The 13,760-nt window shown below is 53.7% G+C and carries 16 protein-coding genes; 4 read left to right on the forward strand and 12 right to left on the reverse strand.

What is annotated here, in order from left to right; genetic code table 11:
* Positions 1-387: 387 nt before the first annotated feature.
* The 5 genes from BUA65_RS13135 to BUA65_RS13155 all read right to left on the reverse strand — a co-directional run bounded on the left by BUA65_RS13135 (position 388) and on the right by BUA65_RS13155 (position 4,586).
* Complete coding sequence (locus BUA65_RS13135; protein WP_072870316.1) at positions 388-714, reverse strand: DUF5320 domain-containing protein; 327 nt, start codon at positions 712-714, stop codon at positions 388-390.
* 14 nt (positions 715-728) lie between these two features.
* Positions 729-935: a DUF5320 domain-containing protein gene (locus BUA65_RS19240; RefSeq protein ID WP_072870317.1), complete on the reverse strand. Its 207-nt coding sequence runs from the start codon at positions 933-935 to the stop codon at positions 729-731.
* A 15-nt stretch (positions 936-950) separates the two neighbouring features.
* Positions 951-1,316: a NifB/NifX family molybdenum-iron cluster-binding protein gene (locus tag BUA65_RS13145; protein ID WP_072870319.1), complete on the reverse strand. Its 366-nt coding sequence runs from the start codon at positions 1,314-1,316 to the stop codon at positions 951-953.
* Positions 1,317-1,638: 322 nt separating this feature from the next.
* Positions 1,639-2,982, reverse strand: a complete 1,344-nt coding sequence (locus BUA65_RS13150) for a sigma-54 interaction domain-containing protein (protein WP_072870321.1) — start codon at positions 2,980-2,982, stop codon at positions 1,639-1,641.
* Between the two features lie 350 nt (positions 2,983-3,332).
* Positions 3,333-4,586: a (Fe-S)-binding protein gene (locus BUA65_RS13155; RefSeq protein WP_072870322.1), complete on the reverse strand. Its 1,254-nt coding sequence runs from the start codon at positions 4,584-4,586 to the stop codon at positions 3,333-3,335.
* 330 nt (positions 4,587-4,916) lie between these two features.
* On the opposite strand from BUA65_RS13155, the gene BUA65_RS13160 reads away from it, so the two are divergent.
* From BUA65_RS13160 to BUA65_RS13170, 3 genes are read left to right on the forward strand one after another with little or no spacing between them, the layout of a single operon-like run.
* A complete protein-coding gene (locus tag BUA65_RS13160) occupies positions 4,917-5,765 on the forward strand; it encodes an MBL fold metallo-hydrolase (RefSeq protein ID WP_072870324.1) in 849 nt (282 codons plus the stop codon).
* Positions 5,762-6,007 carry a helix-turn-helix domain-containing protein gene (locus BUA65_RS13165; RefSeq protein ID WP_072870325.1) on the forward strand — a complete coding sequence of 82 codons (246 nt, stop codon included), beginning with the start codon at positions 5,762-5,764 and terminating at the stop codon, positions 6,005-6,007. The genes BUA65_RS13160 and BUA65_RS13165 overlap by 4 nt, the downstream gene beginning before the upstream one ends.
* A 3-nt stretch (positions 6,008-6,010) precedes the next feature.
* The gene (locus tag BUA65_RS13170; RefSeq protein ID WP_072870327.1) at positions 6,011-6,295 is read left to right on the forward strand and encodes a hypothetical protein; all 285 of its coding nucleotides are present in this window, start codon (positions 6,011-6,013) and stop codon (positions 6,293-6,295) included.
* A gap of 130 nt (positions 6,296-6,425) precedes the next feature.
* Here the strand turns inward: BUA65_RS13170 and BUA65_RS13175 are convergent, their stop codons facing one another.
* Together BUA65_RS13175 and BUA65_RS13180 are read right to left on the reverse strand one after the other, a co-directional pair.
* Entirely contained in the window at positions 6,426-7,172 is a 747-nt protein-coding gene (locus BUA65_RS13175; protein ID WP_242656336.1) for a histone deacetylase family protein, read from the reverse strand.
* Positions 7,173-7,371: 199 nt separating this feature from the next.
* Positions 7,372-8,172: a DUF1848 family protein gene (locus tag BUA65_RS13180; RefSeq protein ID WP_072870331.1), complete on the reverse strand. Its 801-nt coding sequence runs from the start codon at positions 8,170-8,172 to the stop codon at positions 7,372-7,374.
* Between the two features lie 155 nt (positions 8,173-8,327).
* Here BUA65_RS13180 and BUA65_RS13185 point away from each other — a divergent pair, with 155 nt between their 5' ends.
* Entirely contained in the window at positions 8,328-9,233 is a 906-nt protein-coding gene (locus BUA65_RS13185) for a heme o synthase (protein WP_084062416.1), read from the forward strand.
* An 89-nt stretch (positions 9,234-9,322) separates the two neighbouring features.
* Here the strand turns inward: BUA65_RS13185 and BUA65_RS13190 are convergent, their stop codons facing one another.
* The 5 genes from BUA65_RS13190 to BUA65_RS13210 all read right to left on the reverse strand — a co-directional run bounded on the left by BUA65_RS13190 (position 9,323) and on the right by BUA65_RS13210 (position 13,710).
* A complete protein-coding gene (locus tag BUA65_RS13190) occupies positions 9,323-10,123 on the reverse strand; it encodes an ABC transporter ATP-binding protein (protein ID WP_072870333.1) in 801 nt (266 codons plus the stop codon).
* Positions 10,074-11,018 (reverse strand): ABC transporter permease, encoded by a 945-nt coding sequence (locus tag BUA65_RS13195; RefSeq protein WP_084062419.1) that lies wholly within the window; start codon positions 11,016-11,018, stop codon positions 10,074-10,076. The genes BUA65_RS13190 and BUA65_RS13195 overlap by 50 nt, the downstream gene beginning before the upstream one ends.
* Before the next feature lie 10 nt (positions 11,019-11,028).
* Positions 11,029-12,021 (reverse strand): ABC transporter substrate-binding protein, encoded by a 993-nt coding sequence (locus BUA65_RS13200; protein ID WP_072870387.1) that lies wholly within the window; start codon positions 12,019-12,021, stop codon positions 11,029-11,031.
* A 230-nt stretch (positions 12,022-12,251) separates the two neighbouring features.
* The gene (locus BUA65_RS13205) at positions 12,252-13,031 is read right to left on the reverse strand and encodes an enoyl-CoA hydratase (protein WP_207543904.1); all 780 of its coding nucleotides are present in this window, start codon (positions 13,029-13,031) and stop codon (positions 12,252-12,254) included.
* A gap of 70 nt (positions 13,032-13,101) precedes the next feature.
* Positions 13,102-13,710 carry an FmdE family protein gene (locus BUA65_RS13210; protein ID WP_072870339.1) on the reverse strand — a complete coding sequence of 203 codons (609 nt, stop codon included), beginning with the start codon at positions 13,708-13,710 and terminating at the stop codon, positions 13,102-13,104.
* Positions 13,711-13,760 lie beyond the last annotated feature (50 nt).

Here is a 13,760-nt window from a genome sequence, read left to right on the forward strand (position 1 = left end):
CAGCTTTGCCTGGCTTATCCGGCAGGCCTCCCCGGGTAAGAGCGTTAACCTTCACCCCGTGCCCGCCCCATATACTCCGCCGTCCCTTGGCAGCCTGGGATTTCGCTGTGTCACGCCAGCTCATCCGAACGGCTTAGCCTCTTATGGGGTTCTTGTTCATCGGGCCGTGGTTTTGCCTCCGGCTTCCTTCGGATTCCACCTCGCGATGGACACCCTTGCCTTTGGCTAGCAGACTCGTGCTGCCTCGCCTGCAGTGGACTTTCCCCACCAAGTTAACGCCCATGCCGGGCGCACGTGAACTATTGTCAATAATAAATTGACATAAAATGCCTGTAGTTAATCCGGTACTAATAAGCCGGCAGCTTTAACACTACCGGCTTTGCTTGATTATTCCTGTTCAGTTTGTCCTTGGCTCCTTCCCTGAACTTGCTCCAGGCGCTGCTTAAACCCCTGGAGGATTTTTTCGAGATGGGAGATCTGTGCTTTTAACACACTGGCCTCATTCTCAGAGACAGAGGGCGTAGCAACGGCCGGGGGGAGACCACCCCACCAGAAACGACCACGACGCCCCGCACCCCAACCGGCACCCCGCCGGGGACGGCACCACCCGGGCGCGTTAGCAAAGCCGGGCAGGTTGTATCCGGCGCAATAACCCATACCCCTGCCGGTCACCGGACCCATACCCCAGGGACCCGTTCCGTCACCACGTAGCATTTCACATCAACCTCCTATTCCATAAATCTGTTTTTGTTTTTTCTCCCGTAAGCGCAGGGTCCAAAGAGAAACTTCCTCCTACCCCTGCCACCTTTAGTTTTAGGCGGCCTTAAGGCAGGAATCTGAGACAAGCCTCCCGTTAAGGGAACGATGCAATAGCCCTGACCTCGACCGGTCATGGGACCGGCTCCCCGGGGGCCACTTCCATCAAAACCGGGCATCTGTTTTCACCTCCTTCACGGCGTCCCGCGGTGGCGATGCCGCCACCTGCGGCAGCCGGGCATGGCATATCTTTCCTGGTTTAACCGGCCTTGAAGATAGGCCTGCAAAACCTCTTCCACATCACCCGTCACCCAGGGAATTACCTGTATTCCCCGGGCGACAAGCTGATGATAAAGAAAGTTGCTAATGCCGCCGCAAATAAGCACTTCTACGCCAAGATGAACCATTTGCTCAACCCGGGAAGGCCAGCCCGGATCATCCAGCCTTACTTGCCTTCGAGAAATGAGCCCTCCCCGGCCGATATCCACCACCAGCGCTTCTTGAGTCACATCGAAGAGGGGGGATATACGACCGCCCCACCTGGCGAGCGCAACTATCATTAACCTTTACACCCCGTTAGATTAGAGCCTGTTTTAAAACTGGTAAGTGTTCAGTCAAGCCGCTTAAGGAACGGCGATGTCCCGCTTACTCCTTGGCTTCCGCGTAAGATACGCAACGTGCCTGGCTGCATAACTTTTTGGTTGCAAAACTTATGCCAACAAAACAACCTGCCTCCCCAAAACCAGGATAAAATAGCTGCCCCCTGGTTTTAGCCGTACGTTCCTTCCGGCTGGTAATATTGGGGCAAAACCAAAAAGGGTGCAAAATGCACCCGGGCTAACCACCGAAATGTTGCAAAATGCAATACTATTGTACTTTGTTTTAAAAGTCACTATCTGGAATTTTTATGCCGTATCGTTTAATTTTCCGCCACAGAGTAGTCTTGTCAATACCCAGTTCCCTGGCCGCCAGACCGCGTTTGCCCCGGTTCCGAACGAGCGCCTCATAAATCATCCGGGCTTCCATTTCGGCCAGGGTTTTGCCCTCCCCGGAAATGGGGCGGTCAGCAACAGCCTGCAGATAAGCGGGCAAGTGTTCCGGCTTAATGAGCCCGCCTTTGCACAGGATAAAGGCATGTTCGATGATGTTTTCCAGTTCCCTGATATTCCCTGGAAAGTCGTGCTGCCATAACAGGGCCAGGGCTTCTTCAGAAATGCCGTCAATGGCTTTCCCCCGCAGAATGTTTAACCTGTCGATAAAATGCTCTACGAGTAGGGGAATATCTTCCTTACGTTCGGATAAGGGGGGTAACGTAATTTTAATTACATTGATCCGGTAGTACAAATCCTGACGAAACAACCCCTTTTCCACCAGCTCGGCCAAATCTTTATTGGTAGCTGCCAGGATCCGCACATCGGCCTTCACCGGGCGCACGGCACCCAGGGGCTCAAACTCTTTTTCCTGTAAAACCCGCAGGAGTTTAACCTGCAGAGCCGGAGAAATATCACCAATTTCATCAAGGAAAAGGGTGCCCCCCTGGGCACGGGCAAAACGACCGGGTTTACTCCTTCTGGCATCAGTAAAGGCCCCTGCCTCATAACCGAAGAGCTCCGACTCCAATAAGGTATCAGGAAGGGCGGCGCAATTTACGGCTACCAGGGGTTTGTCCCTGCGAGGGCTTAAATTGTGAATGGCTCGTGCCAAAAGTTCCTTCCCCGAACCGGTCGGCCCTTCAATCAACACCGTGCTATCACTTTCCGCTATGTCCGGAAGAAGGGAGAAAATTTGCTGCATCCGATGGTTTTTGCTAATGATATCCGCAAAAGTATACCGCCCACGCAGTTCTCTGCGTAATTCCTCCACCAGGGATAGGTCCCGGAAGGTTTCCACACCGCCAATCACCTGCTGGCACTCATCCCTGAGTATACCGGTGCTTATACTGATGGGAACCTTGTTACCGTAAGCATTGACAATATAAACAGCCCTGTTCACTACCGGGCAACCGGTTTCCAGGGTGTGTTTTAACGCACATTCCCTCTCGCAAATACTGGCCCGAAAAACTTCCCAGCAAAAACGCCCGACGGCTTCTTCCCGGGGTACGCCGGTAATTTCCTCCGCAGCCCGGTTGAAAAAAGTGATGCGCCAATCGGAATCAATTGTGAAAACACCATCGCTAATGCTGTTTAAAATAACAGAAGTGATACTTTGAGCACCTGTTACACCCATATATAATCCAGCCCTTGATTTAATTTACATATGTCCATATTAGCATCCAGGATACAAAAAAGCAATAGCTCCAAACCGGGGATTTGTTTTTCCGGTCAATGCTGTATCCTTGCCGCTGCCCGGATGACGCCCCGAAGTGCAAAAAAAAGCCCGGCAAAAGTACCGCCGGGGCCAGACTAAACTTTTGTGGGATGGTATGCGCCCTTTGAAGGGAGGTTTCCGGCAGAGGTAAGGGCAGATCTCCCCTGCCAGAACAGCCAGGGTAACTTTTACCCCGGCCCATTTCTTACGAAATCCACATTAAAAAGTCCTGACTGGCCATCACCCGCCTTTCACCATGGAATGTTATGTTACTTTAATTGTTCCCTTTCGGCTTTGCTGGGTAAAATAAGGGCATTGCTCACCAGATGATGGATATGTCTCACCTTGCAGTCCAGCTTGTAATACTTGATGATGTCGGTCAGCTGGTCGTAGCAGTTATGGCAGGGTGTAACTACGATTTTGGCGCCAGTGGCTTGGATTTGCTCGGCTTTTAGCTTGCCCTTGGCCATCCGGTAGGGGTAAATTTCCTTCCCCATGGCCAGCAAGCCACCACCACCGCCACAGCAGTAGTTGTACTGGCGGTTGGGCCACATTTCGACAAAGTCCATGCACACCTGCTGCAGGCAGTAGCGGGGCTCTTCCACAACTCCCTCTTTGCGCACCAGGTTGCAGGGATCGTGGAAGGTAACCCGTTCGGTGTTTCTGGTGCGGTCAACTTTAATGCGGCCTTCCCGGATCCACTCGGCCTGCAGCTGCACAAAGCTACGCACGGGGTAAGTAGCGCCATTAAGCCACACAATGCGGCCCCAACGCTGCGCCCGGAAGGCATGTCCGCACTCAGTAATGATGACTTCCTTCACTTTTAAACGTTCAAACTCTTCCATGGTACGACGTACCATAGTGGTCGAATCCTCATCATCGCCATTAAACAAAGCGTAATGAGTGGCATCCCACCAGCGGCTGCTGACGGTCCAGCTGGCCCCGGCGGCCCACATAATTTTGGCAATGCTCTGTACATCCTGAGGGTAATACTTAATTTCCCGGGGGTCCCACATGAAAAGGAACTCTGCCCCTTCCTGGTCCACGGGTATTCTGGCATTGGGGTCTCCAACTTCCTGCTGCAACTCTTCCTCCATCCACTCCAGGGTTTCGAGATATTCCTCTGTGGTTACCTCCATTTGGTTGCCGGTGCGGATCTGCGCATCCACCACGTCCTGCAAAAATCCCGGTGCTCTGAGGCCGAAGTTTTTGGGACTGCGGATGGTTCTCACCAGACCGGCAATATCTACATTCATCGGACAATGGAAAGTGCAACGCCCGCACATGGTACAGGCCCATATAAAAGTAGAAGCAAGTACCTCGTCTCGCATGCCCAGGACTACCTGGCGGATAAACTTGCGCGGGTCGGCATGGTCGTGCACTCCGTTATAGGGGCAGCCGGCACTGCACATGCCACAGGTGAGGCAGTTGTATAAATCCGCCGGGTCCTTGTCCGTCCTGAACTTGGAGACAACCTCGCTCATGAAGGTTGGGTCCAACTTGCTGGCCGCTATTGTTTCCACGCGGCTTCCTCCCCCCGCAAAATCTAATGGTTATTATCATAACTTTATCAAAGGCCTGTACTTACGAGCAAACGTTAATTATGGCCATTACCTTCCTTTTTCGAACTATATTGCGGATTTATGCTCAAATTTAAAAGGAATGGGATATTTCTGAAAACACCGTTGCACCACGGGTGAACCCTGTTCAAGAGCAACTTCCAGTCCCCGAGGATTGGACCCATACGGGCAATCACCGGTACCGTTCTCCAGCAGTTGACTGTAAAAGCAATGAGTGTTACAGTTAGCCTAGAAAAGTATTTGTAAATCTTGATTGCAGGGGTGCATAGGGTGATGGTTAAAATAACCGTTCTAAGCGAAAATACCGTGGGCGTGCCCCAGGGTTTGACGGGAGAATGGGGTTTGGCCCTGCTGGTAGAAACGGCCGGAACAAAGATTCTTTTGGACACCGGTGAACGGGGAAATATCCTGGCAAACGCTGCCGCCCTGGGGATAAACCTGCAGGAGGTAGACGCCCTGGTAATGAGCCACGGCCATTACGATCACAGCGGGGGCATGCGGGATTTCCTGCGCCTGCGGGGCCGCTTGCCCGTCTACGTTCATCCCGACTTTTTTGCCTTACACTACGTTTCCCAGCCCCGGGAACAATACATCGGGGTGCCCTACTGCCGGGAGGAGCTGGAAAGCCTGGGGGCCGATTTTATCTTTGAACAGGAACCGCAGCAAATCGCGCCCGGCCTGTGGGTCAGCGGTGAAGTTCCACGCAAAACCACTTTTGAAAAAGGAGACATCCGCCTATTTGCCCTGGAAAACGGCAATAAGGTAGCGGACCCTTTCCGGGATGACATGAGCCTGTACTGTGTCACCGGGGAAGGAGTGGTGATAATCCTGGGGTGTGCCCATGCGGGGGTCGTAAATATCGTGGAACACGCCCGGCAGGTGACCGGCGTCGACCGCATATACGGCATCATCGGCGGGACCCATCTGGGTCCAGCGACTAAAGAGCAACAAGAAGCCACCATTGCCTATTTAAAAAACCTGGATTTAAAATTCCTGGCAGCCAACCACTGCACCGGCCTGTCTATGGCAGCCCGTCTTGCCGCTATTTTCGGTCCCGTCTTTCATTTTGCGCCGGCCGGCGCCAGCTTTAGCCTGCCTCTGGAAGATGGTGATGGGAAATGAGCCTGGAAGACGTAAGGAAGAGCCAGGGCCTCACAGCGGCGGCCATGGCCACCCGGGTGGGAATTACCGTCCGGGAGTTGCTGGCTATTGAAAGGGGCCAGCAATACCCCCGTCTATGCGTGGCCCAGAAATGGGCCAATGCTCTGGGGTTGAGCTTCGAGGAATTTTCCCGCCACTTTTATGAAAAAGCGGACCCGGCCCAACTGCTTCAATGCGAGCTGGAAAATCAACAGGAGGGGTAAAATGTGAACATAACCATTGAAGAAGCAGTGGAATTTTTCGTGGAAAACTGGGACCTGATCCCGATACTTACCACCATCAAAGGAGACTATGCCGTCCCGGTAAAACCCAAGCGCGATGTATACCTGGTGGTGGAAAAAAACGCTCCGGGGATCTTCCTGGCCCGCCTGGCACCGGATTTGATGCGCTTAAAACCGCTGGACGAGCCGGATAGCGATGAGGCCCGCCAGTTCATTTACCGTCGTTTGAAAGAGGCCAACCTGGTAAAAGAGGTCAACTATACCCATTAATTTTCCCGGAAGGAAAAGTAAACTGGTCGGGTTGTCCCGACCGTTAATTTTCTACGGTAGAGTTCCTTTCACGGAACTAACCGCAGAACCCCCGGATGCCGGCGAGCTCTTGATCCGCCGTAAGGGTTACCTATCCCTGCTCCAACCCTTTCAACAGGGCAAGAGCATTTTTCCCCAGCACGTCACTGTTGTAACCGCCTTCAAGGACGGCAAACACCCTCCCCCGACATTTTTCCCGGGCAAAAGTGCCGATCATTTTTCCGGCGGCTTCGTAATCTTCTGTTTTCAACAAACGGCCCCAATCGGCTTCGTGCCGGTCAAAGCCGGCTGATATGGCCACCAGATCAAATTCCCCCCGGCAGGTGAGCTCCAAATCGCGCAAAAATCTTTCCCGGCTGATCCCTTCCACGTGATGGTAGGTCACTTCCGGTACGCCAGCAAAAATGTTGGCCGTACCATCGCCGTAATGGAGGTCAATGTCGATGATCAATGCCCTGTTGATTTCTCCCCGGCGCCTTAACCTTTCCACAGCAACGGCGATATTGTTAAACCAACAAAAACCCCAACTGGAATCGGGGCTGGCGTGGTGCCCAGGCGGTCTAAGCAAACCGAAAGCCTTTTCTCCCCGCATGGCCAGATCCGATGCTAAGATGGCTCCGCCAACGGCCAAAAGGGCAATTTCGTAGGTATGAGGCCGCTTTTTGACTCTTTCCAGGTGTCTCGGGGTGTGTACCAGCAACACATCATCATCTGTTGCCGGCCGGGGTTCAACAAAGGGAAATGATTGGGCCAGCTCTTCCACCATCAGGTCCAATCTCCCCGCTGCCGCCGCCGGGTCGGAAGCATAAACTTCTTTATAACGTTCATGAAAGACCACCTTCAATGTTCTTCCCCTCCTTCAATGTTTAAATTAGTCGTTTCAGGAGCATGTCTCAATAAACCGTCGCAAGAAAGGGGCCACCCCCCGCTTCCCCGGATGCCGCCGACGTGGCGTGCAGCGCGTTTATCCGGAATCGGCGCACTGCCCCCTGTGACGTGATTTCGCCCTGACGACATTATAACGGATTCTATCAACGTCAAACAGAACTGTTGGCGTAACAGTAAAGGCAACCGGAGGGACAGGTCATGTTATACCAGCCGATATCTATGGCATGGGTGCAACCGCACAAAGCCCTTTGACCTTTAGCTTTATCTACGCGGCACCTTTCCCCCGCCGGGTGCAGGGCGCTTAAAAGTTCGCCGTCAATACACCGGGAAACCGGCATCCCCGGAACGCAGCAGCCATAAAGGACGGTCCCTGCGGCCGCCGCTGCGGCAGAAAGTTTTTCCCAAACCCTCTCCCGTTCTTCAGGCGTAAGGGGCACAGCCTCCCACCCGCGGCGCAAAAGGCGCCGCTGCACCTTGGGATAAAGCTCCATAAAGGAGGCGGAAAAAGTGACCACACCCATGTTAGCCGCCGTCCGGATTACTTGCGCAGCCGTTTCAAGGTTAGAAAAAAATTCCTTACCGCGCCTGAAGACCACCAGCGGGTCGGGACGCACCCGCAGGCGCCGGGGATCACCGAGAAATTCGATGAGGGACGGAATTTGCGCCAGCACCGCCTTCGGTCTGGCAACCCGGGGTTCCACCAATGTGCCGCCCAATCCCGTCACCGTGAGGTGTACATACACTTGAGAGTACATACTGAGCACCGTACGCAATTTTAGCAGCACCGTTTCCGGAAACTTGGTCCAGACCACTACGGTATGTACCCGCTCCGGCGGATAACGGGCCAGAAGAAGGGCGGCAAGCCTTTCGGCATAAAAATAAGGCTCGGTCCGGCGGGAGAGGCTGACTACTACTTTGGATCCTTGAGTTGTCCTTTTTCGGTAAAACATATAACATATACACCACTTAAAGAAGGAATTGTGCCAGGGATAACGAATTTAAAAAGAAGCTGGGTAAATATTCAGTGAACCCGGTTTTACTGAATATTTACGAAGCTGGACAACAACTTTTTCTAACTGTTAATTTGATTGGAGGCAATTAGAAAGTGAATTTAGAGTCCAGTATAAACAAAACCCGGGCGGATTTTCGGACTACTGTACTGGCATACCTGGAAGTAACCAAGCCCCGTTCCGTGGTCCTGCTGGTCTTTACGGCACTGGCTACCATGGTGGTGGCAGGTGCCATAAACGGGCCTGTTTCATTGTCCCAGCTTATTACAGCCACGGTAGCGGTAACTTTAGCCTGCGCCGGCGCCAATGCCGTCAGCTGTTATGTCGACCGGGACCTGGACGCAAGTATGATCCGGACCCGCAAGCGGCCCATTCCCGACGGAAGGATCAATCCTCCGGTGCGTGCCCTGTACTGGGGGTTGTTCCTCTTCGTTTCCTCCCTCATCCTCGGCTGGACGGTCAACCCCATTGCTTTTGCCTGCCTTTGGGGCGGCATGATCGGTTATGTGGGCATCTACAGCCTCTGGCTGAAGCGCAGGAGTTCCTGGAATATCATCCTGGGCGGTTTTTCCGGCGGCCTGCCGGCACTCTTCGGATGGACTGCCGTAACGGGTAAGGTGGATTTGCTGCCTCTTCTCATAGCCGCCCTGGTAGTATTGTGGATTCCCAACCACATATGGAGCCTGGCCATCTTTTACAGGGACGACTACGCCAGGGTAAAAGTACCCATGCTTCCCGTGGTCTGCGAGGCAAAAAAAGCTCTGCACTGTCTTTTAAGCACCGTTATCCTGATGGTTTTATTTTCCATTTTGATTTACTTTGCCGGGTCCTGGGGAACAATTTACATCATGACGGCAATTCTCACAGGCTTGGCCGCCATCGGGTTAAGTACTTACGTATACCTCCGTCCTACCCCTCAAAACGCCTGGCTCCTCTTCAAGTTTTCCAGCCCATACCTGTTCCTTCTCTTCTTGGGTATGATGGTCGACGCCTGGCTGTAACCTGGCTTGGAACAGAATGGCATGTACCCGGCAATCAGTAACGGCATATAATTGCAAGCAGCCCTGAGATGGCGGGGCTGGTTTCGTTTTCAACTTCCGCTTAAAAGCACCCGGTCGTAAGTAAAGGCATTACCGCTGGCCTGTTCAAACATCTTCAGGAGATCCGCCACAGTGGTTTTTTCTCTTTCCGGTCCATATAGATCCAGAATGATCCTCCCCTCGTGCATCATCACCGTGCGGTTGCCGGTGTGCAGTGCCTGCGCCAGATTATGGGTAACCATGAGGGTAGTAAGCCGGTGCCGGGCGATAATTCTTTCCGTTAACTCCAGGACCGTGGCGGCAGTACGCGGGTCCAGGGCAGCAGTGTGCTCGTCCAGCAAAAGTATCTTGGGGGTGGCAATGGTAGCCATCAGCACGGTCAGGGCCTGGCGCTGGCCGCCGGACAACAGACCCACCCTGGTGGTCAAGCGGTCCTCCAGGCCCAACCCTAAAAGGGCCAGACGTTCCTTGAAGAGCTGCCGCTCAGCCTGGGTAATCCCCCGGCGCAAACGGCGGGGGCGGCCCCGGCGCAAGGCCAGGGCCAGATTTTCTTCAATGGTCATGGAAGCGGCAGTACCCCGCAAGGGATCCTGGAAAACGCGGCCGATATGGGCCGCCCGTATGTGTTCGGGCCAGCGCGTAATATCCTGGTTGTCCAGGATCACCTTCCCCGTATCAACCTCGTATACCCCGGCCACAACGTTTAAGAGAGTGGATTTGCCGGCACCGTTGCTGCCGATGATGGTTACCACATCTCCCGGCCGGACATGCAGAGTAACACCCCTTAAGGCCACCTTTTCATTAACCCCGCCGGGATGAAAGATCTTGTGCACATTGTCCAGTTTCAGCAACCTGTTCACCCCTCAAACGTAATGACCGGAATCCCAAACGCTGCCTCACCAGGGGGAAGGCCAGGGCAACCACCACAATTAACGAAGTGAGTAATTTCAGATCCGTCGCCGGCATACCCAGTTGCAAAACCAGGCTAATCACGGTCCGGTAGACAATGGAACCGACGATGACCGCCAGTAAAGCCCGGAAAAGGGTGTGGTTGCCAACCAGTGCTTCACCAATAATGACCGAGGCCAGGCCGGCAATAATCATCCCGATGCCCATCCCGATATCGGCAAAACCCTGGTACTGAGCCACCAGGCTACCCGAAAGCGCCACCAGGGCATTCCCGATGGCCAGCCCCACCAGTTTCATGGTACTTGTATTTACCCCCAGGCTACGGATCATTTGCTCGTTATCTCCAGTGGCCCGTACAGACATGCCCAGCTCTGTTTGCAAAAAAAAGTAGAGAAGGCCAACAACCACAATCACTACCATCAAGCCCAGCAGAACCGGTCCCCATGGCCCCAACAAAGTTATGTCCCTGACCTGAGTAAAAATTGTCTGTTCACGAAGAAGGGACAGGTTAGCCTGTCCCATAATTCGCAAATTGATGGAATAAAGGGCAATCATGGTTAGAATACCCGAAAGCAAAGGAGCCACCCTTAAGCCGGTGTGCAATAGACCAGTAATCAGACCGGCCAGCGCGCCGCAGATCATAGCCCCCAGGACGGCCTGCCAGGGGTTATTGCCGAGCAAGATATACTGCGCCGTTACAGCCGCCCCCAGGGTAAATGCGCCGTCAACCGTCAAATCGGGGTAATCAAGCACCCTGAAGGTCATATACACCCCCAGTACCATGGCTCCCCACAACAAGCCCTGCTCCAGGGATCCCAACCAGATGCTCAACGACATGATGTTTCACCTACTCAATAATTTTGCTGGCTTTCTTTTTCAATTCTTCCGGAATGGTCACGCCAAAAGCCGCCGCCGCTTTGGCATTTAAAACGATGCTCAAGTCCTTTTGTTTCTCAATAGGCATATCCTGGGGTTTTTCTCCCTTTAGAACCCTCAAGGCCATCTCGCCGGTCTGCTGGCCCAGCTTGTAATAATCTATACCGATAGTACCCAGGGCACCAGCCTCCACCGTATTGCTCTCCCCGGCAATTACCGGAAGCTTATGCTTCTCGGCCACCTGGATTACCCCCGCCACGGACGAGACTACCGTATTATCCGTGGGTACGTAAATGGCATCCACCCGCCCCACCAGGGACTGGGCGGCCTGGACCACCTCGCTGCTGGCGGTAACCGGAGCTTCTACCACAGTAAGACCCAGCTCCGGTGCCTCCTGCTTAACGATTTTCACTTGAACCTGGGAATTTACCTCGCTGGAGTTATAGATGACCCCCACCTTTTTGGCGTCTGGTACCAGTTCCTTGAGCAACTGCAACTGCTCCTTAATCGGGTTCATATCAGTGGTACCAGTAACATTGGTACCCGGTTTTTCCATGCTCTTAACCAGTTTTGCTTCCACGGGATCTGTCACGGCGGTGATTAAAATGGGAATGTCCTTGGTTTCATTGGCCATAGCCATGGCGGAAGGAGTGGCGATGGCCAGAATGAGGTCTTTCCTATCCTGGACAAACTTGCGGGCAATGGCCTGAAGGGTAGATTGATCGCCCTGGGCGTTTTGGAAGTCTACCTGTAGATTCTTCCCTTCCACGTAGCCGTTGGCCGCCAGTGTTTCCAGAAAACCTTTCCGGGCCGCATCCAGAGCCGGGTGCTCCACGATCTGGATAATGCCGAGCTTCACCGCCTTTGCTTCAGTTTTGACGCCCTGCTTACTTCCTCCTGAGCCACACCCTGCCATTAAAAAAGCCAACCCCAGTACAAGCACCGGCAAAAGCCATCTCTTCATTTTCCTGATTTTCCTGCCTCCTTTTCTTTGACCGGCTGGCGAGGCAGTAAAAAGCACCGGCAGTAACAAAAATGCTCCCGGCGGGAGCATATTGCCGCCCTTCCTGCCATCCTACCGTGTTACCTTTCCCGGTGGGCCAACCGGCTGCTTATTTAACTTAACTTTATCTTATGGTTAAGGGGTGTCGGCTGTCAATAATTTTATCTATTTCGTCACCTAATGAAAATTAACTAATTATCCGACCAACTGGGCTCGCGTTTTTCCAAAAAGGCCCTGATTCCTTCCTGTGCATCGACCGTGGTGGTATTCAGGGAAATGACCTCGGTGGCGTAGTTCAAGGCCTGGAAGTCCTCCATGTTGATCTGCTGGTAAAAGGCCCTCTTGCCGGCGCCAATGGCCGATAAACTGTACTGGGCAATCTTGCCGGCCAGTTCCCTGGTGGCCGCTTCCAGCTCACCCGGTGGTACCACCTTATTTACCAGGCCGTAGATCAAAGCTTCCCGGGCCGGCATAAACTCGCCGGTTAAGAGCATTTCCATGGCCTTTTTTCTCCCTACGTTGCGGCTCAGGAAAACCGCAGGCGTGGTACAGAACAGCCCTATTTTCACTCCCGGTGTGGCAAACAGGGCATCCTCCGCCGCCACGGCCAGATCGGCCGCCGCCACCAGCTGGCAGCCGGCAGCCGTGGCCACGCCGTGAACCTGGGCAATTACCGGCTGGGGAATTTCCCGGATGGCCCGCATGGTCAGGAAACAGGTTTGAAAGAGCTTCAGTACATCCTGTGGCGTGCCGTCGGCAATTTCCTTAAGGTCGTGGCCGGCGGAAAAGATTTTGCCAATGCCTTTGATTACTACTACTTTGACCCTTTTCGCCTGCCCGATTTTTTGCAATAGTGCCGTCAGTTCCTCCAGCAGTTCCCGGGAAAGGACATTGCGCTTTTCCGGGCGGTTGAGGGAAATAAAGCCCAGTCGCTCTTCTTCCTGATAAAGAAGGTACCGATAGGCCATCATGCCTGCCTCCTCCAACATAACGCAATGATGAAAACAGGACATTTTCCGTTCAATTCAAGCTTCCCCTCTGTTACCATCCCCTGGTATATTCGCCGGCACAGGGTATGCAGGCAAATTTTCCATCCCGCACTCTGGCCCGGGCCTCGGAAACCGGTTCACCACAGAAAGCACAGGTTACCGAATTAAAAATGCGCGCCTTCGGCGGCAGTTCTACCTTCACATGTTGTACCTCACAGAACTCTTCCGGCGGGGCTTCGAGAATATACCGAATGCGCTGCTCTTGAAGCTCCCGGAAGAGCTGCCGCTCCCTCTCATCGGCGGTGCCGCCGAATACTTTGTCCCTTAAGGCCCGGAATTCATCGTTTTGTCGCCACGCGCCCCCCTTGACCGAAACGCGTACCGCTTTGCCGCTTTCCCGGCAGATAAAAGTGAACACATGCTTGCCGTGATCCCGGTACAGCAAATTGCCCTTACCCAGGGTGCAGCCGGTAAGTACCATCACTGCATCCACACCGCAGGCATCGTTCTCCACAATGGCCACCAGTTCTTCATCCTCCGCGCGGTGCCCGGCCAGCTCTTGCAGGCCGATTTTTGCCGCCCGGTAGCCCACGGCCAGGCCGGGGCAGGAATGCCCGTGAAATTCCACGCATTTTTCCCAATCACTTTTTTCCAGGCACATAATTGACTTCACTCCTCAGCGTTTTGCTTGTAACTGATTCCATTACACGC

This window comes from Desulfofundulus thermosubterraneus DSM 16057, from assembly GCF_900142025.1.
In the GTDB taxonomy this organism is placed as follows: domain Bacteria; phylum Bacillota; class Desulfotomaculia; order Desulfotomaculales; family Desulfovirgulaceae; genus Desulfofundulus; species Desulfofundulus thermosubterraneus.